This is a genomic window from Devosia sp. SL43 (genome assembly GCF_021729885.1).
Taxonomy (GTDB): Bacteria; Pseudomonadota; Alphaproteobacteria; order Rhizobiales; family Devosiaceae; genus Devosia.
On the sequence record NZ_CP063401.1, the window covers coordinates 212,892 to 239,337 of the forward strand.

At 62.1% G+C, this 26,446-nt stretch carries 30 protein-coding genes and 4 tRNA genes; 20 read left to right on the top strand and 14 right to left on the bottom strand.

The annotated features are described in order from the left end of the window. The first annotated feature begins 41 nt into the window (after nt 1-41). Entirely contained in the window at nt 42-1,193 is a 1,152-nt protein-coding gene (locus tag IM737_RS01005; RefSeq protein WP_236897648.1) for an SAM-dependent methyltransferase, read from the top strand. Between the two features lie 169 nt (nt 1,194-1,362). Here the strand turns inward: IM737_RS01005 and IM737_RS01010 are convergent, their stop codons facing one another. Further along, complete coding sequence (locus IM737_RS01010) at nt 1,363-2,112, bottom strand: SDR family NAD(P)-dependent oxidoreductase (protein WP_236897649.1); 750 nt, start codon at nt 2,110-2,112, stop codon at nt 1,363-1,365. 134 nt (nt 2,113-2,246) lie between these two features. On the opposite strand from IM737_RS01010, the gene IM737_RS01015 reads away from it, so the two are divergent. Genes IM737_RS01015 through IM737_RS01030 form a run of 4 tightly spaced genes read left to right on the top strand, consistent with a single transcriptional unit; the run spans nt 2,247 to nt 6,121 of the window. Further along, nucleotides 2,247-3,197 (top strand): ABC transporter substrate-binding protein, encoded by a 951-nt coding sequence (locus IM737_RS01015; RefSeq protein WP_236897650.1) that lies wholly within the window; start codon nt 2,247-2,249, stop codon nt 3,195-3,197. A gap of 2 nt (nt 3,198-3,199) precedes the next feature. After that, nucleotides 3,200-4,231, top strand: a complete 1,032-nt coding sequence (locus tag IM737_RS01020) for a FecCD family ABC transporter permease (protein ID WP_236897651.1) — start codon at nt 3,200-3,202, stop codon at nt 4,229-4,231. After that, a complete protein-coding gene (locus IM737_RS01025) occupies nt 4,231-5,283 on the top strand; it encodes a FecCD family ABC transporter permease (protein ID WP_236897652.1) in 1,053 nt (350 codons plus the stop codon). The genes IM737_RS01020 and IM737_RS01025 overlap by 1 nt, the downstream gene beginning before the upstream one ends. Nucleotides 5,284-5,326: 43 nt before the next feature. Then, the gene (locus tag IM737_RS01030; protein WP_236899828.1) at nt 5,327-6,121 is read left to right on the top strand and encodes an ABC transporter ATP-binding protein; all 795 of its coding nucleotides are present in this window, start codon (nt 5,327-5,329) and stop codon (nt 6,119-6,121) included. A gap of 17 nt (nt 6,122-6,138) precedes the next feature. On the opposite strand, the gene IM737_RS01035 is transcribed toward IM737_RS01030, so the two are convergent. The 5 genes from IM737_RS01035 to IM737_RS01055 all read right to left on the bottom strand — a co-directional run bounded on the left by IM737_RS01035 (nt 6,139) and on the right by IM737_RS01055 (nt 8,085). Next, nucleotides 6,139-6,645: a class I SAM-dependent methyltransferase gene (locus tag IM737_RS01035; RefSeq protein WP_236897653.1), complete on the bottom strand. Its 507-nt coding sequence runs from the start codon at nt 6,643-6,645 to the stop codon at nt 6,139-6,141. Nucleotides 6,646-6,736: 91 nt separating this feature from the next. After that, nucleotides 6,737-6,811: transfer RNA gene (locus IM737_RS01040), tRNA-Glu, on the bottom strand. A 50-nt stretch (nt 6,812-6,861) separates the two neighbouring features. Further along, a tRNA-Glu gene (locus tag IM737_RS01045) sits at nt 6,862-6,936 on the bottom strand. Between the two features lie 72 nt (nt 6,937-7,008). Then, complete coding sequence (locus tag IM737_RS01050) at nt 7,009-7,485, bottom strand: YcbK family protein (protein ID WP_236897654.1); 477 nt, start codon at nt 7,483-7,485, stop codon at nt 7,009-7,011. A gap of 183 nt (nt 7,486-7,668) precedes the next feature. Continuing rightward, nucleotides 7,669-8,085 (bottom strand): VOC family protein, encoded by a 417-nt coding sequence (locus IM737_RS01055; RefSeq protein WP_236897655.1) that lies wholly within the window; start codon nt 8,083-8,085, stop codon nt 7,669-7,671. A 252-nt stretch (nt 8,086-8,337) separates the two neighbouring features. On the opposite strand from IM737_RS01055, the gene IM737_RS01060 reads away from it, so the two are divergent. Continuing rightward, on the top strand, nt 8,338-8,880 hold the full coding sequence (locus tag IM737_RS01060) for a cold-shock protein (protein WP_236899829.1): 543 nt from the start codon (nt 8,338-8,340) through the stop codon (nt 8,878-8,880). A gap of 10 nt (nt 8,881-8,890) precedes the next feature. After that, entirely contained in the window at nt 8,891-9,367 is a 477-nt protein-coding gene (locus tag IM737_RS01065; RefSeq protein WP_236897657.1) for a DUF192 domain-containing protein, read from the top strand. Here IM737_RS01065 and trhA read toward each other — a convergent pair. Continuing rightward, nucleotides 9,360-10,046 carry a PAQR family membrane homeostasis protein TrhA gene (trhA, locus tag IM737_RS01070; RefSeq protein WP_236897659.1) on the bottom strand — a complete coding sequence of 229 codons (687 nt, stop codon included), beginning with the start codon at nt 10,044-10,046 and terminating at the stop codon, nt 9,360-9,362. The genes IM737_RS01065 and trhA overlap by 8 nt on opposite strands. 194 nt (nt 10,047-10,240) lie before the next feature. Between trhA and IM737_RS01075 the strand changes: the two genes are divergently transcribed. From IM737_RS01075 to IM737_RS01085, 3 genes are all read left to right on the top strand, one after another. After that, a complete protein-coding gene (locus IM737_RS01075; protein ID WP_236897661.1) occupies nt 10,241-10,657 on the top strand; it encodes an ArsR/SmtB family transcription factor in 417 nt (138 codons plus the stop codon). 44 nt (nt 10,658-10,701) lie between these two features. After that, a complete protein-coding gene (locus IM737_RS01080; protein ID WP_236897663.1) occupies nt 10,702-11,031 on the top strand; it encodes a hypothetical protein in 330 nt (109 codons plus the stop codon). 86 nt (nt 11,032-11,117) lie between these two features. Beyond that, nucleotides 11,118-11,258, top strand: coding sequence for a hypothetical protein (locus IM737_RS01085; RefSeq protein WP_236897664.1), 141 nt, complete (start codon nt 11,118-11,120; stop codon nt 11,256-11,258). Nucleotides 11,259-11,295: 37 nt separating this feature from the next. On the opposite strand, the gene IM737_RS01090 is transcribed toward IM737_RS01085, so the two are convergent. Both IM737_RS01090 and IM737_RS01095 read right to left on the bottom strand, forming a co-directional pair. After that, nucleotides 11,296-11,372, bottom strand: a tRNA-Arg gene (locus IM737_RS01090). A gap of 49 nt (nt 11,373-11,421) precedes the next feature. After that, on the bottom strand, nt 11,422-12,420 hold the full coding sequence (locus tag IM737_RS01095) for a LacI family DNA-binding transcriptional regulator (RefSeq protein ID WP_236897666.1): 999 nt from the start codon (nt 12,418-12,420) through the stop codon (nt 11,422-11,424). 297 nt (nt 12,421-12,717) lie between these two features. Here IM737_RS01095 and IM737_RS01100 point away from each other — a divergent pair, with 297 nt between their 5' ends. The 9 genes from IM737_RS01100 (at nt 12,718) to IM737_RS01140 (ending at nt 22,044) form a co-directional block, all read left to right on the top strand. Continuing rightward, entirely contained in the window at nt 12,718-13,956 is a 1,239-nt protein-coding gene (locus tag IM737_RS01100) for an ABC transporter substrate-binding protein (RefSeq protein ID WP_236897668.1), read from the top strand. A 117-nt stretch (nt 13,957-14,073) separates the two neighbouring features. Further along, nucleotides 14,074-15,036 carry a carbohydrate ABC transporter permease gene (locus IM737_RS01105; protein WP_236897670.1) on the top strand — a complete coding sequence of 321 codons (963 nt, stop codon included), beginning with the start codon at nt 14,074-14,076 and terminating at the stop codon, nt 15,034-15,036. Further along, nucleotides 15,036-15,956, top strand: coding sequence for a carbohydrate ABC transporter permease (locus tag IM737_RS01110; RefSeq protein WP_236897671.1), 921 nt, complete (start codon nt 15,036-15,038; stop codon nt 15,954-15,956). The genes IM737_RS01105 and IM737_RS01110 overlap by 1 nt, the downstream gene beginning before the upstream one ends. A 4-nt stretch (nt 15,957-15,960) precedes the next feature. Next, nucleotides 15,961-17,046 carry an ABC transporter ATP-binding protein gene (locus IM737_RS01115; RefSeq protein WP_236897672.1) on the top strand — a complete coding sequence of 362 codons (1,086 nt, stop codon included), beginning with the start codon at nt 15,961-15,963 and terminating at the stop codon, nt 17,044-17,046. Between the two features lie 183 nt (nt 17,047-17,229). Then, entirely contained in the window at nt 17,230-17,979 is a 750-nt protein-coding gene (locus IM737_RS01120) for a sugar phosphate isomerase/epimerase family protein (RefSeq protein WP_236897673.1), read from the top strand. A gap of 6 nt (nt 17,980-17,985) precedes the next feature. Then, entirely contained in the window at nt 17,986-19,125 is a 1,140-nt protein-coding gene (locus IM737_RS01125) for a Gfo/Idh/MocA family protein (protein ID WP_236897674.1), read from the top strand. A 140-nt stretch (nt 19,126-19,265) separates the two neighbouring features. Further along, nucleotides 19,266-20,321 carry a sugar phosphate isomerase/epimerase family protein gene (locus IM737_RS01130; RefSeq protein ID WP_236897675.1) on the top strand — a complete coding sequence of 352 codons (1,056 nt, stop codon included), beginning with the start codon at nt 19,266-19,268 and terminating at the stop codon, nt 20,319-20,321. A 178-nt stretch (nt 20,322-20,499) separates the two neighbouring features. Next, nucleotides 20,500-21,651, top strand: a complete 1,152-nt coding sequence (locus tag IM737_RS01135) for a Gfo/Idh/MocA family protein (RefSeq protein ID WP_236897676.1) — start codon at nt 20,500-20,502, stop codon at nt 21,649-21,651. A gap of 6 nt (nt 21,652-21,657) precedes the next feature. Continuing rightward, entirely contained in the window at nt 21,658-22,044 is a 387-nt protein-coding gene (locus tag IM737_RS01140; RefSeq protein WP_236897678.1) for a tautomerase family protein, read from the top strand. 2 nt (nt 22,045-22,046) lie between these two features. Here IM737_RS01140 and IM737_RS01145 read toward each other — a convergent pair whose 3' ends face one another. The 4 genes from IM737_RS01145 to IM737_RS01160 form a co-directional block, all read right to left on the bottom strand. Next, nucleotides 22,047-22,907 carry a TraB/GumN family protein gene (locus tag IM737_RS01145; RefSeq protein WP_236897679.1) on the bottom strand — a complete coding sequence of 287 codons (861 nt, stop codon included), beginning with the start codon at nt 22,905-22,907 and terminating at the stop codon, nt 22,047-22,049. Between the two features lie 91 nt (nt 22,908-22,998). Further along, nucleotides 22,999-23,742, bottom strand: coding sequence for a sulfite exporter TauE/SafE family protein (locus IM737_RS01150; protein ID WP_236897681.1), 744 nt, complete (start codon nt 23,740-23,742; stop codon nt 22,999-23,001). A gap of 67 nt (nt 23,743-23,809) precedes the next feature. After that, nucleotides 23,810-24,115, bottom strand: a complete 306-nt coding sequence (locus IM737_RS01155) for an ETC complex I subunit (RefSeq protein ID WP_236897683.1) — start codon at nt 24,113-24,115, stop codon at nt 23,810-23,812. Between the two features lie 38 nt (nt 24,116-24,153). Beyond that, nucleotides 24,154-24,230: transfer RNA gene (locus tag IM737_RS01160), tRNA-Pro, on the bottom strand. A gap of 105 nt (nt 24,231-24,335) precedes the next feature. Between IM737_RS01160 and IM737_RS01165 the strand changes: the two genes are divergently transcribed. Beyond that, nucleotides 24,336-25,073, top strand: a complete 738-nt coding sequence (locus IM737_RS01165) for a phosphatase PAP2 family protein (RefSeq protein ID WP_236897685.1) — start codon at nt 24,336-24,338, stop codon at nt 25,071-25,073. On the opposite strand, the gene metC is transcribed toward IM737_RS01165, so the two are convergent. After that, nucleotides 25,055-26,242 carry a cystathionine beta-lyase gene (gene metC / locus IM737_RS01170; RefSeq protein WP_236897687.1) on the bottom strand — a complete coding sequence of 396 codons (1,188 nt, stop codon included), beginning with the start codon at nt 26,240-26,242 and terminating at the stop codon, nt 25,055-25,057. The two genes, IM737_RS01165 and metC, sit on opposite strands and share 19 nt — an antisense overlap. Between the last annotated feature and the right edge of the window lie 204 nt (nt 26,243-26,446).

Consider the following 26,446-nt stretch of genomic DNA (forward strand, 5'->3'; position numbering starts at 1 on the left):
CGTGGACCCGCCTTGCCTCATGGTTCGTGGAGCGCGTTGGCGTGTCCCTTCTCGGCAAGCCGCGCCACGGTGCGCTGACGGTTATTTTCCCCAACGGCCGCACCCGCACCGTCGGCAGCCCTTCGACCGGCGAGCACGCGGTTCTGCGTCTCAACAATCTCAGGGTTGTTTCCGAGGCCATGCAACGCGGCACGGTCGGCTTCGCCTCGTCCTATATGAACGGCGATATCGAGTGCGATGACCTGACAGCGCTGTTCCGCTTCTTCCTGCAGAATCGCGACATGTTCGAGCAAGCCAATCCCGGTTTCTTCCGCCGGGCCGCAGGCGATCTCCACTACCACCTGTCGCGGCGCAATACGCTCGAAGGGTCCAAGAAGAACATTGCTGAGCATTACGACCTCGGCAACGACTTCTACGGTCAGTGGCTCGACCCCTCCATGACCTATTCCTCGGCCGTCTTCACCTCCGGCGACCAGAGCCTCGAAGAGGCGCAACTGGCCAAATATCGCCGCGTCGCCGACATGGCCGGCGTGACCGAAGGCTCGTCCGTGCTCGAAATCGGCTGCGGCTGGGGCGGTTTCGCCGAAACCGTCGCGCGCGACTACAAGGCCAACCTGCGCGGCATCACCCTGTCCGCCGAGCAGCTCAAATACGGCCAGGAGCGCCTTGCCAAGCAGGATCTGGACACGTTCGCGACGCTGGTCTTCGAGGACTATCGCCACACCCAGGGCCAGTTCGACCATATCGGCTCGATCGAGATGATCGAGGCCGTGGGCGAAGACAATTGGCCCAGCTATTTCCAGACCATCCATGACCGCCTGAAACCCGGCGGTACCGCTGCCATCCAGGCCATCACCATCAACGAAGCCGATTTCGACGGCTATCGCAGCGGCCCCGACTTCATCCAGCGTTACATCTTCCCGGGCGGAATGCTGCTGACCAAGACGGTGATGAATGAATTCGGCGACAAGTATGGCCTCGTGCTCGAGAACGTCGACACGTTCCGCCTGAGCTACGCCAAGACCCTAAAACTCTGGCGCGAGCGCTTCCTCGAACGCTGGCCGATGATCGCCCCTCTCGGCTACGACGAATATTTCAAGCGCAAGTGGGTCTACTACCTCAGCTATTGCGAGGCAGGCTTCACGGAAGGCTCGATCGACGTCGGGATCTACCAGTACCGCAAGCCGGCATGAGCGACGCCTTACTCTCCCCCGCTTGCGGGGGAGGGGGACCGCCCATAGGGCGGTGGAGGGGGGTGCCGCAGGCTGGATGCAACCGTGCATTGTGGGCGTGGCCGCCCTCTCCACCACGCTTCGCGTGGTCCCCCTCTCCCGTGAACGGGAGAGGACGACATCTCGCTTACTACTTCGGCAGCATCTTCCCCGTCAGCCAGAAGAACACCGGATAGGGCAGCCAGCGCACCGTCTTCATCAGCCACACCATCCGCTTGGGGAAGGCGATCTCGAAGCGGTCGGACCGCGTCAGCCCATCGACGATCCGCTTGGCCGCGTCGTCCGTCTCCATCAGGAACGGCATGGGGAAGTCGTTCTTGTCGGTCAGCTCGGATTTGACGAAGCCCGGGGCGATCATCCGCACCTTGATGTTGCGCGGCGCCAGCTCTGTCCGCATTGTCTCAAGCAGGTTGATCAGTCCCGCCTTGGTCGATGAATAGGCCGCCGATCGCGGCAATCCGAAATAACCCGCCACCGAGGCAATCACGGCGAAATGCCCGCCGCCCTGCTTGTCCATCTGCGCCAGCACCGGATTGGCGATGCGGATGACGCCCAGGTAGTTGGTGTCGACGATCTTGGCGAACTTCTCGAACGCGTAGTCGCCCACATCCATCGGCTGCCAGGCTGCCGCGCCGAAGATGAAGAGGTCGATCCGTCCCAGGTCGCCGGCAATCGCCTTGACTGTCTCTCCGATCGCAGCCGCATCGGTCACGTCGAGAGTGTAGGGACGTATTGCGCTATGCGCCTTGGCCACGGCATCCAGCTTGTCTGCCCGTCGGCCGGAAATCGCGACGGTCCAGCCGCGTTCCGCCAGCAATTGGGCCACCGCGGCCCCGATTCCGGAGCCGCCGCCGATAATCCACGCAATGCCCTGCTGCATACTGTTTTCCTTGTTGTCACTAGTGACTACGAGCCAGGGCCGGTTTCAGTTTCGTGCCGGATACTAACATGACTTGACCGCTCATATTTAGACCGCTAGTTACCGGCTCAATACCGCATTCCCGGGAGCTTGCCGTGACCTTTAAAACCCTGCTGTCCCTCACAATTGCCGCGCTGGCTCTGGCGCCCTCCCTGGCTGCCGCCGAACCCTGGAGCTACACCGACAGTACGGGCAATACCGTAACACTCGACGCCGTTCCCACCCGCATCATCGCCAGCCAGGACGCCGCGGCCGGGCTGATCCCGCTCGGCATTCGTCCGATCGCCATCTTTGCCGACAGCCCGGTCGCCGAAGCCAAGCCGCTGCAGGGCCTCGACCTTACAGGCATCGAGATCATCGGTCAGGCCTGGGAGGAGGTCGACATCGAGAAGGCCGCCGCCCTGCAGCCTGATCTGGTGATCGGCGAATACTGGCCGCTCGACAAGGCTTGGAGCGGTGGCGAGAAGGTCTACACCGCCCTCACCCAGCTCGCGCCGTTCACCGGCCCGACCCAGGGCGATTCGATCGTTGCCCTGATCGAGGACTACGAGACCCTGGCCGAAAGCCTCGGCGCCGACCTGAGCAAGCCAGAAATCGCCTCGGCCAAGACCACCTTCGAAGCCTCGTTGGAGGCCTTCAAGGCCGCCGTCGCCGCCAAGCCGAACCTGACCGCGCTGGCCGTCTGGGCCGGCACCGACGCGCTCTACGTGGCCGCTACCGCCGGTTCGGCCGAATTGGTCGATTTCCACAACTGGGGCCTCGAGCTCATCGACCCGGAAGTCGCTGACGACCGCGGCTACTGGGAAACCCTCTCCTGGGAAAATGCCGACAAATACCAACCCGACCTGATCCTCGTCGACAACCGCTCGGCCACCACCATCGAGACCGCCAAGGCCCAGCCCACCTGGACCCTGATGAAGGCCGCCGCCGCCGGCGCCGTCACCGACTGGCCCGCCTTCTGGCTCCGCAACTACGCCGCCTATGCCAGCGAACTCGACAAGCTCACGTCAGCCATCAACGCCGCCGACGAGAACCTCACGGAATAGTCGTGCCCACTGGCCAGCCAACCGTCCGCCACAGCAAGGAGGCCGTGCTCACGCTCGGCCTTCTGTGCCTTGTCGCGGCCTTGCTGGCGGTGGCCTTCCTCTCTATCACGGTCGGGGCACGACCCATCACGCTCGACACCGTCTGGGCCGCGCTGACCGCCTACGACGCCAGTTCAACCGATCACCGCATCATCTGGGATTTGCGGCTGCCGCGCACCGTCATCGGCCTCACTGTCGGCGCCGCGCTGGGCCTATCCGGCGCCGTGCTGCAGGGCGCCACCCGCAACCCGCTCGCCGATCCCGCCATCCTGGGCATTCATGCCGGCGCGGCCCTCTTCGTCGTTCTGGGAATAGCCGTTCTGGGCATCACCCAACTCAGCCTTTATGTCTGGCTGGCCTTTGTCGGCGCTGGCGTGGCCATGCTTGTGGTCTATTCGGTCGCCTCGCTTGGCCGCGAGGGCGCGACCCCAATCAAGCTGGCTTTGGCCGGCGCTGCAGTCACCGCCGCCCTGCAATCGGTCATCAACGCCATCCTCCTCACCAGCCCGCGCACTCTCGACGAGGTCCGCTTCTGGCAGGTCGGTTCGCTCGCCGGGCGCAGCATGGACATCTTCATCCAGGTCGCACCGTTCCTCGCTATTGGCGTCGTTCTGGCACTCATGACCGGCCGCCTGCTCGATGGTCTCTCCATGGGCGAGGATGTCGCCCGTTCTCTGGGTCAGAGTGTCGGCCGCTCGCGCGCCATTGCCGGGCTCGCCGCCGTGATCCTGGCCGGCGCCTCCACCGCGGCTGCGGGGCCGATCGCCTTTGTCGGCCTCACCGTGCCGCATGTTGCCCGCGCCATCACCGGCCCCAACTATCGCTGGATATTGCCCTATTCGATGCTGCTCGCCCCCATGCTGCTGCTGGGCGCCGACGTGATCGGCCGCGTCATCGCGCTACCGGGCGAGGTTCAGGTCGGCATTGTCACCGCCTTCATTGGCGCGCCGTTCTTCATTGCGCTGGTCCGCCGCCGCAAACTGGCGAGCCTGTGATGACCGCGCTCGATGCCGCCGCCACAGTTCATGCCATCAGGGGCCGTCTCGCTGCCCGGCGCTACGCCGTCACCGCCATCCTGGCCGCCCTACTGCTGCTGACCATCGCAGTCTCGCTCTATCTGGGCGATTTCCCCGTCGCCCCCGCCGACGTGGTCCGCTCGCTGCTCTCGCCCATCACCGGCGAGGTCAACAAGGGCATCGACTTCATCGTGCTCAATGTCCGCCTGCCACGCACCACGCTGGCGGTGCTGTCAGGCATTGCCTTCGCTCTGTCCGGAATCATTTTCCAAACGATCCTGCGTAACCCCTTGGCCAGCCCCGACATTATCGGTATTTCCCACGGCGCCAGCGCCGCCGCCGTGTTCTGCATCATCACCCTTGGCCTGTCCGGTTTCGCCGTCTCCCTGGGCGCGCTGGTCGGCGCCGTGCTCACGGCCTTCGCCATCTACGGCTTCGCCTGGCGCGGCGGTGTCACCGCCTATCGCGTGGTGCTCATCGGCATCGGCATGGCCGCCATGATGGGCGCCGTCATGTCCTATCTGTTCACCCGCGCCCGCCTCGTCGAGGCCCAGCAGGCCCTCGGCTGGCTCATCGGCAGCCTCAATGCCGCCAATACCGACAAGATCGTGCCCCTGGCCATCGCCATGGCCGTGCTCCTGCCTATCACCATCATCGCCGTCCGCGCCCTTGACGCCCTGCAGCTGGGCGACGACACCGCCACCGCGCTCGGCGCCCGCGTCGAGGTCGTTCGCCTCGGCCTGATCCTCGCCGCCGTCGGCTACGCCGCCTTCGCCACTGCCGCGGTCGGTCCGGTAACCTTTGTGGCCTTCGTCGCCGGTCCCATCTCCCGCAGCCTACTCGCCGGCAGCGGCAAGGGCTTCGTCCAGGCCGCCCTTGTCGGGGCACTGGTCATGCTGGGCTCCGACCTCGTGGCGCAGCACGCCTTGCCAACCATCCAGCTCCCCGTCGGCGTCGTCACCGGCCTCTTCGGTGCGCTATTCCTGCTTTGGCTGCTCGTGGTATCGAACCGGGCAGGGCGGGTGAACTAGGAGTGTCCAATTGACCGTGAACCACCAGCTGCTCGCCGCCGGCATGGATCTGGGCTATGGCGACCGCCAGATCGTCAATGATCTCAACCTCACCATTCCGTCAGGCAAGCTCACCGTCATCGTCGGCGCCAATGCCTGCGGCAAGTCCACCGTGCTGCGCGGCCTGGCCCGCTTGCTCGCGCCCACCCGCGGCGCCGTCTATCTCGATGGCAAGCCCATCCACCAGATGTCGACCAGGGAGGTCGCCACCATCCTCGGCGTCCTGCCGCAATCGCCGATCGCGCCAGATGCCATCGTCGTCGCCGATCTCGTTGGACGGGGTCGCTACCCCCATCAAGGCTGGTTCCGTCGCTGGACTCCGGAGGATGATGCGGCCGTCGCCGAAGCCCTGACGGCCACCGACACGCTCGATATTGCCGATCGCCCCGTGGACGAGCTCTCCGGCGGCCAGCGCCAGCGCGTCTGGATCGCCATGGCCCTGGCCCAGCAGACCGATGTGTTGCTACTCGACGAGCCGACCACCTTCCTCGACATCAATCACCAGGTGGAAGTGCTCGATCTGCTGACCGACCTGGTCAAGCACAACGGTCGCACCGTCGTGGTCGTGCTGCACGATCTCAACCTGGCCTGCCGCTATGCCGACCACATCATCGCGATGAAATCAGGCAAGCTCGTCGCCGAGGGTCGCCCGTCGGACGTGATGACCGAAGCCGTGGTCGCCAATGTCTTCGGCATGGCCTCGCGCGTGGTCATCGACCCCATCTCCGACACCCCGATGATCGTGCCAATCGGCCGGCACCATCTGGTCAGCGTCACAACCCGGGCGGGCACGGACTGAAGAGTACAGCGCAGCCGTCAGGCCGCCATTGGCTTGCGCAGGATGCCCCATTGCGACAAAGCCGCCTTGCGCCGCAGCGAGACCTGCTCGAACAGTGGGATGCGCTCGAAATAGACCAGATTGGAATGTGGACTGGTCCTGCGCTGGTTGAGGCCCAGCCACTCCAGCAGCTTCATCGCCCAATCCATATGCGGCACGGGTGAGGTCAGCAGAATCTGCCCGCCGGGCTTGAGCAGGTCATAGGCTTCGCGCACCAGGTCGACATGCTCGATCACCTCGAAGGCGATCACCACGTCGAACGAGGCCGACTCAAGACCGAGCGAGCGCCATTCCTTGATATCGCCGACGATGTCGGCCGGCGGCACCAGATCGGCGCCGATATAGTGTTGCCAGCCACTGGCGCGCAGATAGTCGCCGACCCAACGCGAGCCGCAGCCAATCTCGAGAATGCGGGCGTCCTTGGGGATGGGCGCCAGAAAATGCTCTATCTTCTTGCGCTGTGCATATTCGCTGAGTGCTGGCACGTCTGTCCTCCCGCCTCGTCATAGGCGGCAAGGTGCAACGGTCACGGTTAAAATCTGGTGACGGCGCTTCCGATCGTGGGGGAGAGGTTCCTGGTACGGCCACGGGGAATCGAACCCCGCTCTGCACCGTGAGAGGGTGCCGTCCTAACCGATAGACGATGGCCGCGGACCTAGGAACATTTGGCTTAGTCTATGTCATTCCCAACGAAGAAGGAATGGTACGCCCTAGGGGAGTCGAACCCCTCTCTGCACCGTGAAAGGGTGCCGTCCTAACCGATAGACGAAGGGCGCCTAAGCGCTGGTGGTCGTATAGTTGGGTGATTTCCGATGCGCAACCCATTATGCGCATTCATCCCGAAATTTTTAGCAGCCCGAGAATGTCACCGGCCGGTTGTAGCCGCGCGGCCGGTCGCGAACATCCACATGGATGAATTGCCGACCCGGATAGCAGCCCAGCCCACCGACGCTGCTGGTGCGCATCGCAAAGGCTATGAGCGCACTTTTGTCGACGCCGGGGATGTAGAAATCGGCCGCCATGCACTTGGTATGATAGGAGTTATCCGCTCCGCCGGCGGCCGAGTTATGCTGGCCGTCGCGATAGCCTGAGTTCATCACCACCTTGCGCCCGAAGTGGCCCTCAAATTCCCAGATCAGGAACCGCAGCTTGGGCGCCAGGCACAGCGCATTGACCTCGTTGCTCGATACGAACGTGCCCCAATCGTTGCGTTTGCCGGAATAGCCGGCGCCGCTTGAACTGGCAAACATGGCCATAGGCACGCAGGCTGCCAAGGTCAGCGCGCAAATCGCGATGGCGGCGAGGGTGCGAAGGGTAGAGTACATGGCGGCTTCCGATGGCCACCTGTTGCTCTGGAGCAACAGGCAATGACCCGTTTCTGAAGTCGCTAAAATACGATCGGTTTCGCTAACCGCAGCCTAAGCGGTACGGTTAGCGATGTGTTGCCAGGCAGGGTAGCAGTCTGTCCGCATATTCGCGCGAAGTGCGGCCCTGCATCGAATGGGGTGCTACCACTTTCCGGCATTCGGCATGGACAGCCAGGGTTCCTGCGGGGGCAGGGTGCCGTCCTGGATCAGCTCCACCGAAATGCCGTCCGGCGAGCGCACGAAGGCCATGTGACCGTCGCGTGGCGGCCGGTTGATGGTCACACCCATATCGCTAAGGTGCTGGCACAGCGCGTAGATATCCTTGGTCCGATACGCCAGGTGGCCGAAATTGCGCCCGCCGGTATATTCTTCCGGATCCCAGTTATAGGTCAGTTCGACCTCGCCACCCTGATCGCCCGGCGCGCGCAGGAAAATCAGGGTGAAACGACCCTTCTCATTCTCGATCCGCCGCGTCTCTTCCAGACCTAACCCATTGCAATAAAAGCGCAAACTGTCCTCGACATTGGTCACACGAACCATGGTGTGCAGATACTGCATTGGTGTTTCTCCTTGGCATTGCCGGTTGACCAATGGCCTACCAAGCTAGACGTCCTCGGGCAACCTTGAGAAATTCCTAAGAGATGCTTAACAAGCGCCGCTGAATCGGACACAGTGTTGCCATTGTGGAGTACCCTGCGGCGGTGGGGCGAGTACGAAGGTTTGGGGAATATGGGGGCCAAGTTCGGCGGCGATGGCGAAGAGCCCGCAAACCTGCCAGGTCAGGCAGGCGCGACGGATCATGCCGATAGCATGCACAGCACTGGCGACGCTGGCCTCGACACCATCGAAATCGCGGGAGCGATCAAGTGGTTCGACGCTGGCAAGGGCTTCGGCTTCATCGTGCCTGACAACGGCATGCCCGATGTTCTGCTGCATGTGACCTGCCTGCGCCGCGATGGCTACCAGACCGCCTATGAGGGCGCCCGCATCGTCGTCGAGGCGCTCAACCGTCCCGGCGGCTTGCAGGCCTTCCGCATTGTTTCCATGGATGAATCCACTGCGCGGCATCCGGCGCAGATGCCCGCGCCACGTACGCATGTCGTGGTCGAGGCGACATCCGGCATGGTTCGGCTCGAAGTGAAATGGTTCAACCGCATCCGCGGCTTCGGCTTCCTGTCGGCCGGCGAGGGCACGCCTGATATCTTCGTGCATATGGAAACCCTCCGCCGCTTCGGCATAACAGAGCTGCGGCCGGGCCAATATGTGCTGGTCCGCTACGGCAATGGCCCCAAGGGCCTTATGGTCGCCGAAATCCGGCCCGATGGTTGGGGCGACGCGCCGTCCTCCCACTAGGAAATCTGCCATGATCCTGTCTGCTCAAGGCCTCGCCCCGGCACTTCGCTGTGCGGGCGTTGCTATCGCTTTTGCCGTGATGCTGGCTCCGGTAGCGGCCCTGGCCGAGGATTTGATCCTGCACACCAGCACCGGCGACTACACCTTCCAGGTCGACGTGGTCGATACGCCCGAAAGCCGCGCCCAAGGTCTGATGTTTGTAACTGAACTGGCCGACGATGCCGGAATGCTGTTCGATTTCAAGGAAGAGCGAGAAGTCTCCTTCTGGATGCGCAACACCTTCATCCCGCTCGACATGATCTTCGTCGGCACCGATGGCGTGGTGAAAACCATCCACGTCAACGCCCGCCCGCAGGATCCAACCTCGATCCCGTCGGAAGTACCGGTCCAGTTCGTGCTGGAAATTCCAGGCGGCCGCTCAGTCGAAATCGGCCTCAAGCCCGGTGACACGATGGAACATGACCGGGTGGTGCCCGTCGTCAATTAAGACGGTGGATCACCATGCAGTCGATGACGGCCCAAAGGTGAAGGCTGGCACCCACCACCACGAATACGTGCCACAGCGCGTTTTGGAATTTCAGCTTCTCCCAAAGATGGAAGATGATGCCCATCGAATAGGTCACCCCGCCGGCTACCAATAGCCACATCGTGGTCGGGGGCAGGGACTGGGCCAGCGACTGGAACACCAGGATGCCGCTCCAGCCGATGGCCAGATAGAGCGCGATGGCCAGTCGGCCGAAACGCTCGGGCACGATCAGCTTGAGCGCCACACCGATCAGCGAAGCGCCCCAGACGAAAGTCGTCATCAGGATGCCCGTTGTCGAGCCGCCAAGAACGGCTAGGAACGGCGTATAGGTGCCTGCGATGAAAAGAAAAATGGCGGCCTGGTCAAAGCGTGCCAACAGCATCTTGACCGGCGAAACCGGCCAGAGATTGTAGGCGAGAGACACCCCTAGCACGGCGATCAGCGAGCCAACATAGACTGCAAGCGCTGGCACGGCCTCAGGGGCCGTCTCGAGAATGGCAAAAGCAAGGAGAATCGATCCGGCGGCGACGGCCACGACCAGCCCCAGCACATGAACCACGCCGTCCACGATCAGTTCGGCAAGGGTGTAGGGCCGCTGTTCGCGGCTCCACCAGGAATATGTCGCCTGATCATTTTGCACTGTCGGACTGCTCCTTTGGCCCCGACCTTCGCCGAAGGAAGTAACCGGATTATTGCACACACTTTACGATCGGGTCGCATCGTAAAGCGCACCACAACGTATCTGGTGAACAAGCCGTTGCACGAACAATGCGGCATCTTGACGAGTAACCCTATCGTTACCTAAGCCAAAGTGCCTTTGTTCCGGATTTTTGCATGCCACCCATTGCCATCCTTGTTGCCCTGGCCGATCCAACCCGTTGCCGGATCATCGAAATCCTGCAGACTGGACCGCAGCCGGTGCATCAGATCGCTGATGCCTTCGATATCAGCCGCCCGGCGATCTCGCGCCATCTGGGCGTGCTGAAGCAGGCCCGGCTGATCAGCGAGAAGAAGTCAGGTCGCGAAAACCGCTACGAGCTGCATACCAAGAGGTTGAAGCCGGTCCGGGATTGGCTGGTCGGCCTGGCGTCTGTCCCATTACCAAAGGCAAAGCCGCCGGCCAAGTCTGCCGCCTTGACCCCAAAAAAGCAGCCCGAGCCCAAGCCCGCGCCGATCCCTGTGCTTGAACAACCTGTCGTCGCCGCGACCCGGCAGAAGCCGGCGGCGTCGCAGATGGGCTTCGACTTCTAGACAGGCGACGCCGGAATTGATCTCGTCGCTCCGCTGGAGGCCGTATGGAAATCGCAATCGTCATCGGTCTCGCTTTGGTTCTGGTCGCCGCCCTGGTGATCGGGATGAATGCGGCGCGGCGCTTGTCGCTCTTGGCCAAGTACAACGACGAAAACGCCGTCGACATGATCATGCACAAGCGCATCTGGGAGGGCATGACCAGCGAACAGCTGATCGAAGCCTGGGGCCGCCCCGCCGAGATCGACGAGCGCGTGCTCAAGACCAAGGTTGCCCACGTCTACAAATACGGACGCACAGGCAAGAACGCCTTCCGTGACCGCGTCAAGCTCGACGATGGCGTCGTCGTCGGCTGGGATCAGAAGGGCAGACGATAGCACTTCGACTGTAGCATCGCGCCTCGACAATTGAACCAATCGGCATCTCGCTGCCTTGTCCCTGTCGGACGACCAGGAGACCGAGCATGATCACCCGTGACGCAGAAGGTCATCATACGATGGCCAACAAGCCCCCGAAGCCCGCGCCGCTCGAAACCGATCCGGAGGAACAGAAGGACGACAATATCGACGCGTTTGGCAGAAAGCCGGACGGATCGAAACAGTAGCAGCCGACCGATCCAAAGCCGCCAAAATAGCAAATGATGGCGATCCCGGAGGGACTCGAACCCCCGACCAACAGCTTAGAAGGCTGCTGCTCTATCCAGCTGAGCTACGGGACCGGATGCGCCCATTTAGCGCATTTTTGCCCAAAGGAAACGGCATTTCCCACTATGCATGTGGAAGCATCAGCGCAGCCTCGAACAGGGCAGGGGCGCGGGCCGTGCTGTCGCGGATGATCAGCTCGGAGCTGAGCACCATGTTCATTGGCAGGCGGCTTTTGCGCTGGCCTTCGATGACGTCGATCAGTGCTCCGGCCGCGATACGGCCCAGCGCCTCGCGTGGCTGGCGCATCGTGGTCAGCGGCGGCTGGGTGTGTGCAGCAATCTCAAGATCGTCGAAGCCGACCAGCGAAACATCGCCCGGGCAGGTGATGCCATGACGATGGAGCGCGGAGAGAAATCCGATGGCACTTTCGTCATTGGCCGCAAACACCGCCGTGGGCCGGTCTTTCAGCGCGGCGAATCGAAGTCCCGCTGCGTAGCCGGCATCCATGTCGAACGAGCCCCAGAACAGCCAGTCCTCCCGTACAGTCAGGGCTGCATCCCCCATGGCTTTGCGAAAGCCGGCCTCCCTTTCCCCGGTCAGCACATTGTTGACCGGGCCCCTTATGTGTCCGATTCGAAGGTGACCCAGCTCGATCAGGTAGCGGGTCGCGCACTCAGCCGCGTAGCAGTTGTCGGTACGCACCGTGTGAAACGGCGCGGCGGCGATCTGTTCGCAGACCACCACCAGCGGTACGGGCGTCGGATCGCCGGTCAGCAGCATCAGTTGCGCCAGGTCCACCGCGCCATCAAAAAGCAACAGGCCGTCGACGCGGTTGGAGAGGAAGTAATCGCGCATCCGACGGCCCGAATCCTCGGCGGAAAAGCGATTGGCCACCAGCACGCCGTAGCCGCGCATGCTGGCCTCGCGCTCGATGGAATCGAGGATGGCCGAGAAAAACGGATTGCCGATATCGGGTAGGGCCACGAGGATCGTGCGAGCCGTTTTTTGGCGCAAGGACCGCGCCGATTGGTTGGGCGTGTAGCCGGTAACCCGTACCGCCTCGTCAATGCGCAAGCGGGTGCTCTCGCTGACCCGTTCGGGGCTCGAAAGGGCGCGGCTCACGGTTGCCGTCGATACACCTGAAAAGCGCGCAACGTCTTGAATTGTCGGCGCTTTTTTTACCAAATTCATGCCTGCCAGCGCCCCCTCTCGCTGTCAGTTATGCATTCTGTGTAAATCTGTATTGACAGGTCCGCAAGGCATGTACGAAAGTAATGCAATCGATTGCAACGATTTCGGGATGCCTGAAATGCAATCGATTACATGCGGCCAGCTCGGGATGCCTCACAAGAAGGCAACCTTGCGGCTGGCACTTCGCGGGAGCGATATCGCTCCAAGTGATCGTTGGGAGGACAACCTATGAAGAAGTTTGCAGTGGTCGCCGCTATGGCAACTGCTTTGCTCGGCTCCACCGCTGTTAATGCAGCGGATGTCGAAGTTATCCACTGGTGGACGTCGGGTGGCGAACAGGCTGCCGTGTCCGTTTTTGCTCGCGAGTTCGACGCTCTGGGCGAAGACAAGTGGGTCGATACCGCCATTGCCGGTGGTGAAAACGCCCGTTCGGCTACGCTTCAGCGTACCCTCGGTGGCGATCCTCCGGGCGCCGCTCAGTTCAACATCAGCCGTCAGTTCGAAGAACTCGCCGAAGCCGGCCTGCTGCTCGACCTGACCCCGCTGGCGACCGAAGAAGGCTGGCGCGATTTTATCCGTCCGGCCGCTATTCTGGACGTGTGCGAGTTCGAAGGCGCCATCTACTGCGTCCCGGTGAACATCCACTCGTGGCAGTGGGCCTGGGCTTCGGTTCCCGCCTTCGAAAAGGCTGGCGTTCCGCTGCCGAAGAACCTCACCGAGTTCATCGCTTCGGCTCCGAAGCTCCAGGAAGCTGGCATCATCCCGTTCGCAATCGGTGGTGAAGCCTGGCAGATCGGTGGCGCCATGGGCGTCGTGATGCTCTCGCAGCTCGGCAAGACCGGCCACGAGGCCATCTACAAGGACCGTAACCTTGAAGTCGCTGGTGGCCCGGAAGTTCTGAGCGCTATTAACATCTTCAAGTCGCTCAAGACCCTGACCGACGAAGGTTCGGCCAACCGTACGTGGAACGACACGACCAACCTGGTTATCCAGGATCAGGCCGCGCTCCAGATCATGGGTGACTGGGCTCGTGGTGAATTCGCCGTCGCTGGCGAAGTCCCCGGCGTCGACTATGCTTGTATCGCTGGCCCGGCTGAAGAAGCCTACCTCGATACCGGCGGCGACATCTTCCTCTTCCCCAAGCAGGAAGATGCTGCTGTGGAAGCGGCTCAGCTGAAGATGGCCTCGATGATGGTCAATCCATCGGTCCAGGCCCTGTTCAACAACGCCAAGGGCTCGCTCCCCGTGCGTGACGACGTTGACATGTCCCTCGCCGACGATTGCATGAAGGTCGGCCTCGACATCCTGAAGGACCCGAACCGCGTGATCCAGGGCGCAGGCATCTACCTGACCCAGGACTCCATCGGCCAGATGGACGACCTTTGGGCTGAAGCCTGGGCTAACCCCGACCTGACGGCCGAGGAAATCCAGCAGCGTTTTGTCGACATCATCGCGTCGGCTGAATAATCGAGAACTGACGAACCGGGTGACCCTGCAAGGGGCCACCCGGTTTGCCATTGGGGCTTGCTGGTCGCGCCTGAGTTCGGACCGCCCTTAAACACACGACCCACAAGGGAAATCGTCATGGCTCAGCTTGCTACGGCCAAGGAAGACGGAGTTGCCGGGAGACCGGCTGCCGGCTCTTCCGGGCGGAAGCCGTTCCGCCTTACGACACTGATGTCCATCATCGGCACGGCGCCGCTGATCGTGACCGCAGTCGGTGTCTTCTTCATCTGCATCATCTATTCGTTCGTGCTGTCCTTCACCAATTCCCGCATTTTCCCGGCCTTTGGCGCTGAGAATTTCGTTGGTGGCGAACAATACGCGCGTCTTTGGTCGACCGGTCGCTGGCTGATCTCGGTCAATAACATCTGGTTCTTTGGCCTGCTGTCGATCGCCGCCAACATGATCGCGGGCTATCTGCTCGCTGTGTTCATGGATCAGCGGATCAAGGCAGAAGACTGGTTTCGCTCGATTTTCCTGTATCCGTTCGCCATGTCGCTGGTCATTACCGGCCTGGTCTGGCGCTGGATCCTCGATCCCAACTACGGCATTCAGGCCACGGTTCGCGGCCTCGGCTTCACCGATTTCGCCTTCGCCCCGCTGGTCAGCGCCGATACGGCCATCTATGGCCTTGTGGTTGCCGGCATCTGGAACGGCGTCGGTGTCACCATGGCCATCATGCTGGCGGGTCTGCGCGGCGTTGATGCCGAAATCTGGAAGGCCGCGAAGATCGACGGCATCCCGACCTGGCGCACCTATCTGTTCATCGTGCTGCCAATGATGAAGGGGGCTCTGCTGACGGCCTTCATCCTGCAATGCGTTGGCGTCGTCCGTGTCTATGACTTGATCGTCGCCATGACCCAGGGCGGTCCCGGCATTGCCACGCAGATGCCCGCCATCTTCGTCATCCAGCACATCACCGACCGCTCCAATGTGGGCCTCGGCATGGCCGCCGCGACCATGATGCTGCTGCCCGTCATCCTGCTGCTTGGCCTGCAAGTGTTCGTGCAGTGGCGTGCCAACCGGGTCAAGGAGAGCGCATAATGAGCACTGAAACCATGGCCGCTCCCGCCGCTTCGCGTATCGAAGCCGGTCCCCGCGGTGCCAAGCCAAAATCGCTCACCTTCAGCCGCGTCGGCATCTATGTCTTCCTGGTGCTTGCCGCGCTGTTCTTCCTCATGCCCCTGTGGGTCATGGTTGTGACCTCGCTCAAGGCCATGCCGGAAATCCAGTTGCGCCACATCTTCCAGTGGCCGCAGCAGATCACTTTCGAGCCTTGGCTCAAGGCCTGGGACACCGCCTGTACGGGCCGCGACTGCAATGGTCTGAAGCCCGGCTTCCTGAACTCGGTCAAGATCACTTTGGTCGGCACAACAGTCTCGATCATCATCGCCTGCCTCAACGGCTATGCGCTGTCGTTCTGGAAGTACAAGGGTGCCAACGTCCTGTTCGGACTGCTGGTGTTCGGCGCGTTCGTCCCGTACCAGGTGGTGATCTACCCGCTGATCGTTGCCTTCCGTGAACTAGGTATTTTCGGCACGTTCCCTGGCATCATCGTCATCCACACCATTTTCGGCATGCCCATTCTGACGCTGCTGTTCCGCAACTTCTTCGCGGCCCTGCCGCCGGAGCTGTTCAAGGCCGCACGCGTCGACGGGGCAGGATTCTGGCAGATATTCTTCCAGATCATGATCCCCATGGCGGTGCCGATCACCATCGTGGCGGTCATCCTGCAGGTGACGGGCATCTGGAACGACTTCCTGTTCGGCACCGTCTTTGCCGGTCGCGAAAACATGCCGATGACTGTGCAGCTCAACAACATCGTCAACACGACAACCGGCGTGCGCGAATACAACGTGCACATGGCGGCGACTATCCTGACCGCTGCCGTGCCGCTGGCTGTCTATTTCATCTCGGGTAAATGGTTCGTCCGCGGCATCGCCGCCGGTGCGGTGAAGGGTTAAGCAGATGACGCAACACAGTGTTTCCATCCGGGATCTGTCGCTCAACTTCGGCAATGTGAAGGTGCTCGAGCACCTCGATCTCGATATCGCGCAGGGCGAATTCATCGTCCTGCTCGGGCCCTCGGGCTGCGGCAAGTCGACCTTGCTCAACTGCATTGCCGGCCTGCTCGACGTCTCCGACGGCCAGATATTCATTGGTGGCAAGAACGTCACCTGGGAAGAGCCCAAGGATCGCGGCATCGGCATGGTGTTCCAGTCCTATGCGCTCTATCCGCAGATGACGGTCGAGCGGAATCTCAGCTTCGGCCTGCGCGTTGCCGGCATGAAGAAGGACGAGATCGAGCGCCGCGTTGCCCGCGCCGCCGAAATCCTCCAGATCGGGCCGCTGCTGCAGCGCAAGCCGGTCGAACTGTCCGGCGGTCAGCGCCAGCGCGTTGCCATCGGTCGTGCCCTGGTGCGCGACGTGGACGTGTTCCTGTTCGACGAGCCATTGTCCAACCTCGACGCCAAGCTCCGCTCGGACCTGCGCGTCGAGATCAAGCGTCTGCACCAGCGCCTGAAGAACACCATGATCTACGTGACCCACGACCAGATCGAGGCTCTGACGCTCGCAGATCGTATCGCCATCATGAAGAATGGCGTCATTCAGCAGCTGGCCGATCCGCACACCATCTACAACAAGCCGGTCAATCTCTACGTCGCCGGCTTTATCGGCTCGCCCTCGATGAACTTCTTTGAGGGCTCGCTGAACGGCACCTCCTTTACTGCCGCCGATGGTACGGTCATCCCGGTCGATGGCTACGCGTTCACTGCGCCAGTGACGTCAGCCACAAAGGCTGTTCTCGGCGTTCGTCCTGAGCACATCGTGCTGGGCGACGAAGTGGCCAAGATGCCGGTGACGATGGACGTAGAGATCGAAATCGTCGAGCCGATGGGTTCGGACACGCTGGCCTGGACCAAGATCGCCGGGCATCCCGTGACGTTCCGGGCGGCAAGCGACGTGCTCCTTTCAGTCGGCCAGAAGCTCAAGGTCGGCTTTGACCCCGCGCGCGGTTCGATCTTCAACAAAGAGACGACCGACCGTATCTGATCGATTTTCATCTTGCGGCGGCGCCTGCGGGCGCCCCGCCATTTGCCCGGTGGACTTTTCGACCAATCTTACTTTTGCGGTAGTTGGCCTGTCCCCAGAGCGCGACAGCACAAACCGACATAGCTATCTGCTGGTGCAGAAATTTGCTCCAGCATCCCATTCAAACGTTACAAAGAGGCCCAAATGACTGTTTTGTCATTCCAGCTGTACAGCGCGCGGAACGTCCCCTCGCTGCCCGATTTTCTCGCGACACTTGGTCAGCTCGGCTATGCGCAAGTCGAAGGCTTCGGCGGCCTCTATGGCGATGCCGCTGGTCTCGCGGCCAATCTGAAAAAGAACGGCCTCACCATGCCGACCGGCCATTTTGGTCCGGCTCAGGCCGCGGATGTCTCAACGACGCTGAAGACCGCCGAAACCCTCGGCATCAAGAAGATCATCGTGCCGCATATCGGCGCCGAAGACCGCAGCGCCGACGAGTCCAAGTGGCTCAAGCTGGCGGAGACCCTTGCTGGCCATGCCGAAACCTACGGCAAGGAAGGCTATGCCTTCGGTTGGCACAATCACGATTTTGAGTTCGTACCGACCACCTCGGGCCGCACTCCGATGGAAATCCTGCTCGACACGGCGCCCGGCATCGAATGGGAAGCCGACGTGGCCTGGATCGTCCGCGGCAAGGCCGACCCGATCGCCTGGTTCGACAAGTACGGCAGCCGTATCACCGCCGTCCACGTCAAGGATATCGCGCCAGCAGGCGAGAAGGCCGATGAAGACGGCTGGGCCGACGTGGGTGACGGCGTCCTCAACTGGGATGATCTGATCACCAAGGTCCAGTCCAAGACCAAGGCCGAATACTTCGTCGCCGAACATGACAAGCCGTCCGACGCGGTGCGCTTTGCCACCCGTTCGATCGCCGCCTCCAAGAAGTGGAAGTAAGCTAAAATGGCCAAGACCTTTGGCGTCGGCATCATGGGTGCCGGCAATATCTCTGCCGCCTATCTCAAGCTCGCGCCCCTGTTCAAAGGGCTCGAGGTTCGCGCCGTCGCCGATATCCTGCCCGCTGCTGCCCAGAAGCGTGCCGACGAATTCGGTGTGAAGGCCCAGACGCCCGACGAACTGCTCAAGAACAGCGAAGTCGACGTCATCGTGAACCTGACGATACCTGCGACCCACTATTCGGTTTCGATGGACATCGTCTCGGCCGGCAAGCATGCTTATTCCGAGAAGCCGTTCGTGCTGAGCCTCGAAGAGGGCATGGCCCTCAAGAAGGCTGCCGACGATCGGGGTCTCAAGGTCGGCTCGGCTCCCGATACTTTCCTTGGCGGCGCGCACCAACAGGCTCGCCAGATCATCGATGCCGGCAAGCTCGGCAAGATCATGAGCGGCACGACCCACGTCATGAGCCGCGGCATGGAGCATTGGCACCCCAACCCGGACTTCTTCTTCCAGCCCGGCGCCGGCCCGATCCTCGATCTCGGTCCATACTACGTCACCGAGCTGATCCATCTGCTTGGCCCGGTCAAGCGCCTGTCGGCCTTCACCAACATGGCCCGCACAGAGCGTGAAGTGACGGCCGAAGGCCCCTACAAGGGCACCTTCGTCAAGGTCGGCACCCCGACCACCATCCATGGCGTGCTGGAATTCGTCTCCGGCGCCATCATCACCATCGGCGCCAGCTGGGACGTGGCGGCGCATGGCCACCACAATATCGAGCTTTATGGCACCGACGGCTCGATTTTCGTGCCCGATCCGAACTTCTTCGGCGGCGATCTGGTCACGACCAACATTGCTGGCGAGCGCAGCACGGTCACCCCGTGGGACCACCCGTTCGGCAAGGCCAACCAGGATCTCGACAAGCCGACACCGCGAGCCAACTACCGCACGGCCGGCCTCGCCGACATGATTGCCTCGATCGACGGCGGCTATAACGCTCGCTGCGGCCTCGATGTGGCGCTCCATGCGGTGGACGTGATGACCAGCCTGCTCAAGGCGGGCGAAAGCGGCCAGGTCTTGACCCTGTCGACGACCTGCGAGCGTCCGCTGGCCCTCAGCCCGGAAGATGCACAGGCCCTGCTGAAGTAGTGAGGTGCGTACCTCATTGACAGCGGTCACGCGCCGGTCAAAAGTATGATCAATAATCGCAGGCGGCGGCCAAACCGCCGCCTGTTTTCGCAAAAGCGGTAAAAGACCAAGGCGCCCGAGCGCCTCACGAGGAGAAACTCATGCGCACCATCAAGGGGCCGGCTATCTTTCTGGCGCAGTTCGCCGGCGACAAGCCACCGTTCAATTCCTTCGACGCCATCTGCGGCTGGGCCGCAAACTACGGCTACAAGGGCGTGCAGATCCCGACCTGGGTCGGCAGCCTGATCGACCTCGAAAAAGCCGCGACTTCGCAGACCTATGCCGACGAGCTCAAGGGCACCGCGGCCAAGCACGGCATCGAGATCACTGAGCTTTCGACCCATTTACAGGGGCAGCTCGTCGCCGTTAACCCGGTTTACGACTCGATGATGGATGGCTTCGCCCCCGCGTCGGTCCACAACAATCCCAAGGCGCGTCAGGAATGGGCTGTGCAGCAGCTGCATTGGGCGGCCAAGGCCTCAAAGAATCTCGGCCTGACCGAACACGCGACCTTCTCGGGCGCGCTGGCTTGGCCCTTCCTCTACCCATTCCCGCAGCGCCCGGCTGGCCTCGTCGAAGAAGCCTTCGACGAACTCGCCCGCCGCTGGACGCCGATCCTCAATGCCTTCGATGAGGCCGGCGTCGACGTGTGCTACGAGATCCATCCCGGCGAAGACCTGCACGATGGCGTCACCTACGAGATGTTCCTCGAGCGGGTGAAGAATCACCCGCGCGCCAATCTGCTCTACGATCCGAGCCATTTCGTGCTGCAGCAGCTCGATTACCTCGACTACATCGACATCTACCACGAGCGGATCAAGATGTTCCACGTCAAGGATGCCGAGTTCAATCCGACGGGTCGCCAGGGCGTCTATTCGGGCTACCAGAGCTGGATCAACCGGGCAGGGCGCTTCCGCTCGCTTGGCGATGGCCAGGTCGATTTCGCCTCGATCTTCTCAAAGATGGCGCAGTATGACTTCAAGGGCTGGGCGGTTCTCGAATGGGAATGCGCCATCAAGCATCCCGAAGATGGAGCCCGCGAAGGCGCCGAGTTCATCAAGAACCACATCATCCGGGTGACGGAACACGCCTTCGACGATTTCGCCTCGGCGGGTACGGATGCTGCGGCAAACCGGAAGATTCTGGGGCTTTCGTAGGCTCCAGCCACGCCCTCGTGGTTTGAGGCGCTGAAGAAGCGCACCTCACCATGAGGGCTACTTTGATATTGAGCTAACAGTAGCCCTCATGGTGAGGTGCGACCCTCGGGTTTAACCCGAGGGCTCGAACCACGAGGGCGTGGCACCAACCTCGCCACAACAACTTGAGGAGGCATCAATGGCTGAAAACGGCGCAAAGCGCATTCGTCTGGGCATGGTTGGCGGCGGTACGGGGGCCTTTATCGGCTATGTTCATCGCGTCGCCGCCCGCATCGATGGTGACTATGACCTGGTAGCCGGCGCTCTCTCGTCGCGCCCTGACGTAGCCCTCGAGTCTGGCCGCAACATCGGCCTGGCCGAAGACCGCATCTATACCTCCTACGAGGAAATGGCCCGCGCCGAAGCCGCCCGCCCGGACGGCATTCAGGCCGTATCGATCGTGACGCCCAACCACATGCATTATGGCCCGGCCAAGGCCTTCCTCGAAGCCGGCATCCACGTCATCTGCGACAAGCCCATCACCTCGACCATTGAGGATGCGCGCGCCCTGGCTGCCATCCAGCCGGTCAACGGCGCTCGCTTCCTGCTGACCCACAACTACACCGGCTATCCGCTGATCCGTCAGGCCCGTGAAATGGTCGAGTCCGGCCGCCTCGGCAAGATTCGGGTCATCCAGGCGGAATACCCGCAGGATTGGCTGACCGAAGCCGCTGCCGACGACAACAAGCAGGCCTCCTGGCGCACCGACCCGGCCCGCTCCGGCGCCGGCGGCGCCATCGGCGATATCGGCACCCATGCCTATAACCTCGCCCGCTTCGTCAGCGGCCTCAAGACCGAAGCCGTATCGGCTGACCTGACAAGCTTCGTGCCGGGCCGCCAGCTCGACGACAACGTCCACATCATGCTGCGCTTCGAAGGCGGCGCCAAGGGCATGCTCTGGGCCAGCCAGGTGGCAGTCGGATGCGAAAACGGCCTGCAGCTTCGCGTCTATGGCGACAAGGGCGGCCTCGAATGGCGCCAGGACAATCCGAACTACATGTGGTTCACCGAATTCGGCAAGCCCAAGCAGCTGCTGACCCGTGGCGGCGCGATCTCCGGCAATGCGGCGTCGACCATGAATGTCCGCATCCCCTCTGGCCACCCGGAAGGGTACCTCGAGGCCTTTGCTACGCTCTACAGCCAGTTCGCCTCGATCATCCGCGGCGACGGCGCTGCCTATGAGGGCCTGCTGCCCACTCTCGCCGATGGCGTCGAGGGCATGCAGTTCATCGTGGCCTCAGTGCAGTCGAGCAAAAACGACGGCAAATGGACCAAGCTGAGCGACGTGTGACCGGCCATGCCGTCCACGCGCGTTGACATCATCAAGGGTTGGCTCGGCGCAAGCCGGGCCGACTTTCTCGAAGCGATACAGCAGGCGCTCGTCGAGGGTATCCGCATTCCCGAGAACGACCGGGACATTCGCCTGACGGAGTATGATCCCCAGGACGTGCTCAAGGCAGTCGGTAGCAGCCCGCGCCATACCAACATCGAAATCACCCTGTTTACCGGCCGCACCATCGAAGCCAAGCGGCGCCTCTATGCGGCTCTGGTGTCGCGGCTGGCGCCCTTTGGACTGCAGCCAGCCGATATCAAGGTCACCTTGATCGAGGTCGACCGGGAGAACTGGGGACTGCGCGGTTTGCCTGCAAGCGAGATCGAACTGGGCTTCAAAGTCGACGTCTAGACCTATTGCACCCGCTCGACCGTGTAGCCTGCTTCCTCCAGCAGTGTGGGCACGCCCTGGTCCCCGCTGAGATGCGCCGCGCCGACAATGACGAGTGTGCTTTCATTGCCTGCCAGCATCGCTTCGATGGGCGTCATCCAGTTCTGGTTGCGCTCGTAGAGCAGGCGATCGGCCATGCCCTCGACGCTGGACAGCTCATTGATCATCAACTCGTCGAGCTGCTCGACATCGCCAGTCGCCCACAGGTCAAGCATTTCGAACAGCGATTCCTGCAGTTCCGGCAGGGTTTCGAGCGCTTGCATCAGCAGCGCCACATCGGAGGCCTCCGGTCCGCTGGCGAGTACGTCGAGTTGTTGCGTACCCGTTTCGAAGGCGCCGCGCCTGTCGGGGCTGATCTCTGACAACAGTTGCAGTTCCACCCCGTCACTGACAAAGCCCGACTGGACCAGCATCGGCGCCGTTATCGCTTGTGCTGCCATCCAGGGACGCATGGCCAGCACCGGCCCGATCGGCAGGCCAATATCTGCGGCCACCTCCCGCAACAGCTTTTCCTGTTCGTCATCAAGCACATCGGTGAGCAACGTGCCGTCGGTATAGACGCCGCGCAGGAAAGCCTCGGCCCCGATGATGGCCTGTTGCTCCGCGCTCATATCGGTTTCGAAATAGACCCGTTCGGCCTTGGCCAATACCTGGTCGAAGGCAGGTGTCCGCCAGTCCTGGCCTTCGGGCATCATGTGGATCGAGCCAAACAGCCAGATGCGGCTGTCCGCGTCACTGATCTTCCACATGGCCGGCGCCGCAACGGCAGGCGTGGCAAAGGCGATTGCTGCGGTGGCCAGAAGCAGGTGGGGTAGTCGACGCATGGGCACATCCAGAAGTTTCGTCTCATCCTGCCAGATGTGGCGCAGGAGACCAACGATCAAGGACGCCTATCGTCTGAAAGTGACCGCGCCGTCAAAGCCATTGCGCGAGGCCACCCCAAACCAGTGTCGCTCCGGAGACCAATAGCAGACCCAGAATCAGTCGCCTGAAGGCCAGCGCGTTGAGACGACGAAACAGCAGGACGCCCAGAATGGCTGGTATCACCACGGCGGGCGTGATCCACGAAAACATGGTCAGCGCGTCCCCCGTGATGATTCCGGAAAAGCCGTAAGCCGTCAGCGTAGCGACATGCATTGTGATGTTGAACGCCTGCAGCACACCGCGCTGAGTATCCTTGTCCCAGCCGCGCAGGGTGGTCCAGAGCGTGGGCCCTGGTCCGGCAATACCGGCCAATCCACCCATAGCCCCGCCCGTGAAACCTGCAACGCCGTCGGCTGTTCGCCCGCCATGCGGCCATTTATAGTCGGCCGGCAGCAGCAACAAAACGGGGCAATAGATCAGCAGGAACACGCCGAGGCAAAACTTGAACAGCACCGGATCGAGCCATTGCAGCAGATATGCGCCAATCGGCACGCCCAGCAGTCCTCCGATGACCAAAGGCAGCAGTTTGCGGAAATCGAACCCGCGCCATACCCAGGGCAGGGCAACCAGCTGCCCCACCAACGCACCGAAAACGGACATCGGAGCGGCAAGCTGAGGCTCCACTGCCCATGCCCAGATGGACAGAGCGACCAGCGAGAAGGCAAACCCCGAGACACCCTGGGCAAAACCTGCCGCAGCCGCACCAGCCAGCACGATGATTAGCGACGGATCCATGACCCTCAAAAAAACAAATGCGCCACAATAACTTGCAGCGCATTGCGGACTCAATCTGTGATGCGGATCAATGCGTCCAGGGCGTCTTGCGATCCGACCGGAAGTTGTCCGGGTAGCTAACCTTCTTGGGCGTCGCATCATGCGCCGGCTGCACCGAATAGGCGATGCCGTTCTTCTGCGCGTAGGCTTCGGCTGCTTCGAGCGTGTCGAAGCTCAGCTTGATCTGCTGGGTCGTATCGGTTGAGGTCGTATAGCCCATCAGCGGATCGATGCCGCGCGGCGCGGCCATTTCGTGCACCAGCACCCACTGCCTGGATTTGCCTTTGCCCGACTGCATGGCGTTGCGGGCAGGGCGGTAGATGCGGGCGGTCATGCAAAGTCCTCAACACGATGCGCAACGTATAGGCGTGATGGTCGGAGTACAAAGATTCGAACTTTGGACCCCCGGTTCCCAAAACCGGTGCTCTACCAGGCTGAGCTACACTCCGAGATCACTGCCCTCCGTTAGCCTGTTCAGGTTCAAAGGGCAAGCGGCCGATGTGCGAGCATGCGCGCTATTGACGGAATGGCTACCGATAACCACAAAACACCGCATGATTGACCTCACCAAACCCTGGCCCCTGGGTCTCGATAGCCGCCGCTGGCCCCTGTTCTGCCTTGGCGTCGTCCTCGGCGTTGCCGTGCTCTCCCAAATCGATGTCTGGGCGTCGCGGGGTGCGATCGGTTGGCCGGATTCTTGGCGCGCGCCATTCTTCTTCATCACCGACTATGGCCTGTCCGACTGGGTTCTCATCCCCTCACTCGCGATTCTCTTGCTGGCGCTGGTGGCGATTTTGGTTCTGCGCCGCCTGGCACGCCTAGTGGCCTATGAAGTCGCCCTACTGTCCGCCTTTATCTTTCTGGGCGTTGGCCTTCCGGGGTTGATGGCCAACGGCATCAAGCGCCTGATCGGTCGCGGCCGCCCCAGCGAATTCGAAGCTCTGGGCGCCTTCTCGTTTCAAAATGTCTTCAACGATTCGTCGTTCCAGAGTTTTCCCTCTGGCCACGCGACCACCGCCATAGCCACGGCCTTCGTCGTCGGCTTCCTGTGGCCACGATGGTTTGCCGTCTTTCTGGTCATCGGTGTCGTGGTCGGAATCTCGCGCGTGCCCGTAGGCATGCACTACCCCACGGACGTTTTCGCTGGCCTGGTTGTCGGCATGCTGGGTGCCTATCTGGTCCGAAACGGCTTCGCCCGGCGTGGCTGGCTGTTCCGCGTGGGGGCGGACGGACACGTGGTCCGTCGCCCGTTGATCGCGATCAGGCGGGCGTTTCAGCGCGCTCGGGCGTAGCGCTCGATCGCGGCTGCGAGATCGGCCTTGAGGTCGTCCACGCCTTCAAGGCCAATATGGACACGGAACAGGTTGCCCTCCGCCGTCCAGGGCTTTGCCGTCCGGTTTTTGCCCAGCTTCACCGGCAGGCACAGGCTTTCATAGCCGCCCCACGAATAGCCCATCGAGAAGATCTGCAGGTGATCGACGAAGGCGGCGACGCTCGCCCGCGGCGCCGGAGCCAGCGTGAAGGCGAACAGGCTGCCAGAGCCGGTGAAGTCGCGCTTGAAGATGGCGTGGTCCGGATGGCTGGGAAGGGCCGGGTGCAGCACGGATGTCACCTCCGGCTGAGCCTCAAGCCAGCGCGCGATCTCCAGTGCCCGCTCCTGATGCTCCTTCATTCGGATGGCGAGTGTCCGCAGCCCGCGCGCCACGAGGAAGGCATCGTCGCCCGAAGTAAAGAAGCCGAGCAGCCGCCGTGTCCGCTCGACGTCGGCCCAGCTTTCCTCGTTTGCCGATATGGTGCCGGCAAAGGCATCCGAATGGCCCACGAACATTTTGGTTGCCGCATGCACGACCAGGTCAGCCCCTAGCCTAAGGGGCTGCAGGTAAAGCGGGCTGGCCCAGCTATTATCGACGATCAGCCGCGCCCCGCTAGCATGGGCTGCCTTGGCAAGCGCCGGAATGTCCTGGATTTCGAAGGTCAGCGAGCCTGGGCTTTCGGCCAGGACTGCCTTGGTATTGGGCTGCATCAAGCTTGTCAGACCCACGCCGATTCGCGGATCGTAGTACCGCGCGGTAACCCCCATCTTCTGCAGGAACCCGTCGGCGAAGGCACGGGTCGGCTCGTAGGCGCTGTCAGTGATCAGCACGTCGTCGCCGGCCCGGAGACAACTCATCAGGGCAATTGTGACGGCGGCGAGACCCGAGGGCACCAGCCGTGTCTTGTGGGCACCTTCGAGTTCGGTGATGACCGCCTCGACGCTCTCAGTCGTCGGATTGCCGGCACGGCCATAGAGGAACCGCTGTTGCTGAGCGTCCAGGTCGTCGAGCGTCTTGAACAGCACCGTCGAGCCCCGGTAGACAGGGGTATTCACAAATCCGAACTGCTCGTCAGGGGCGCGGCCACCATGGGTGAGAACCGTCTCAACCGAGAGGCCACCCGCGCTGCCACTTTTTTTGTCAATCATACTAAGCTCTATGCTCAAAATCCGGTCAATTGGGTATGCGTGGCTAAATAAGCGACAGTCTTGCTGTCCCAAGCCGTCATCGGCCCTTGACGCAACGCTCAATAGACGCTTGTGTTTATCAGCATCACACCGCTCTTCAAGGGCGGCGGTGCCACTGGGGACGCTGGCGCAAGCCTGATGAGCTCCGGGACACAGGGTCAGGAA

Coding starts and splice junctions, on each gene's coding strand:
- IM737_RS01165 (WP_236897685.1), top strand. CDS start 24,336: ATGATTGACCTCACCAAACCCTGGCCCCTGGGTCTCGATAGCCGCCGC.
- IM737_RS01115 (WP_236897672.1), top strand. CDS start 15,961: ATGACGCAACACAGTGTTTCCATCCGGGATCTGTCGCTCAACTTCGGC.
- IM737_RS01140 (WP_236897678.1), top strand. CDS start 21,658: ATGCCGTCCACGCGCGTTGACATCATCAAGGGTTGGCTCGGCGCAAGC.
- IM737_RS01110 (WP_236897671.1), top strand. CDS start 15,036: ATGAGCACTGAAACCATGGCCGCTCCCGCCGCTTCGCGTATCGAAGCC.
- IM737_RS01145 (WP_236897679.1), bottom strand. CDS start 22,907: ATGCGTCGACTACCCCACCTGCTTCTGGCCACCGCAGCAATCGCCTTT.
- IM737_RS01150 (WP_236897681.1), bottom strand. CDS start 23,742: ATGGATCCGTCGCTAATCATCGTGCTGGCTGGTGCGGCTGCGGCAGGT.
- IM737_RS01100 (WP_236897668.1), top strand. CDS start 12,718: ATGAAGAAGTTTGCAGTGGTCGCCGCTATGGCAACTGCTTTGCTCGGC.
- IM737_RS01060 (WP_236899829.1), top strand. CDS start 8,338: ATGCACAGCACTGGCGACGCTGGCCTCGACACCATCGAAATCGCGGGA.
- IM737_RS01025 (WP_236897652.1), top strand. CDS start 4,231: ATGACCGCGCTCGATGCCGCCGCCACAGTTCATGCCATCAGGGGCCGT.
- IM737_RS01130 (WP_236897675.1), top strand. CDS start 19,266: ATGCGCACCATCAAGGGGCCGGCTATCTTTCTGGCGCAGTTCGCCGGC.
- IM737_RS01075 (WP_236897661.1), top strand. CDS start 10,241: ATGCCACCCATTGCCATCCTTGTTGCCCTGGCCGATCCAACCCGTTGC.
- IM737_RS01125 (WP_236897674.1), top strand. CDS start 17,986: ATGGCCAAGACCTTTGGCGTCGGCATCATGGGTGCCGGCAATATCTCT.
- IM737_RS01135 (WP_236897676.1), top strand. CDS start 20,500: ATGGCTGAAAACGGCGCAAAGCGCATTCGTCTGGGCATGGTTGGCGGC.
- IM737_RS01010 (WP_236897649.1), bottom strand. CDS start 2,112: ATGCAGCAGGGCATTGCGTGGATTATCGGCGGCGGCTCCGGAATCGGG.
- IM737_RS01055 (WP_236897655.1), bottom strand. CDS start 8,085: ATGCAGTATCTGCACACCATGGTTCGTGTGACCAATGTCGAGGACAGT.
- IM737_RS01030 (WP_236899828.1), top strand. CDS start 5,327: ATGGATCTGGGCTATGGCGACCGCCAGATCGTCAATGATCTCAACCTC.
- IM737_RS01065 (WP_236897657.1), top strand. CDS start 8,891: ATGATCCTGTCTGCTCAAGGCCTCGCCCCGGCACTTCGCTGTGCGGGC.
- IM737_RS01080 (WP_236897663.1), top strand. CDS start 10,702: ATGGAAATCGCAATCGTCATCGGTCTCGCTTTGGTTCTGGTCGCCGCC.
- IM737_RS01050 (WP_236897654.1), bottom strand. CDS start 7,485: ATGTACTCTACCCTTCGCACCCTCGCCGCCATCGCGATTTGCGCGCTG.
- metC (WP_236897687.1), bottom strand. CDS start 26,242: ATGATTGACAAAAAAAGTGGCAGCGCGGGTGGCCTCTCGGTTGAGACG.
- IM737_RS01120 (WP_236897673.1), top strand. CDS start 17,230: ATGACTGTTTTGTCATTCCAGCTGTACAGCGCGCGGAACGTCCCCTCG.
- IM737_RS01085 (WP_236897664.1), top strand. CDS start 11,118: ATGATCACCCGTGACGCAGAAGGTCATCATACGATGGCCAACAAGCCC.
- IM737_RS01155 (WP_236897683.1), bottom strand. CDS start 24,115: ATGACCGCCCGCATCTACCGCCCTGCCCGCAACGCCATGCAGTCGGGC.
- IM737_RS01105 (WP_236897670.1), top strand. CDS start 14,074: ATGGCTCAGCTTGCTACGGCCAAGGAAGACGGAGTTGCCGGGAGACCG.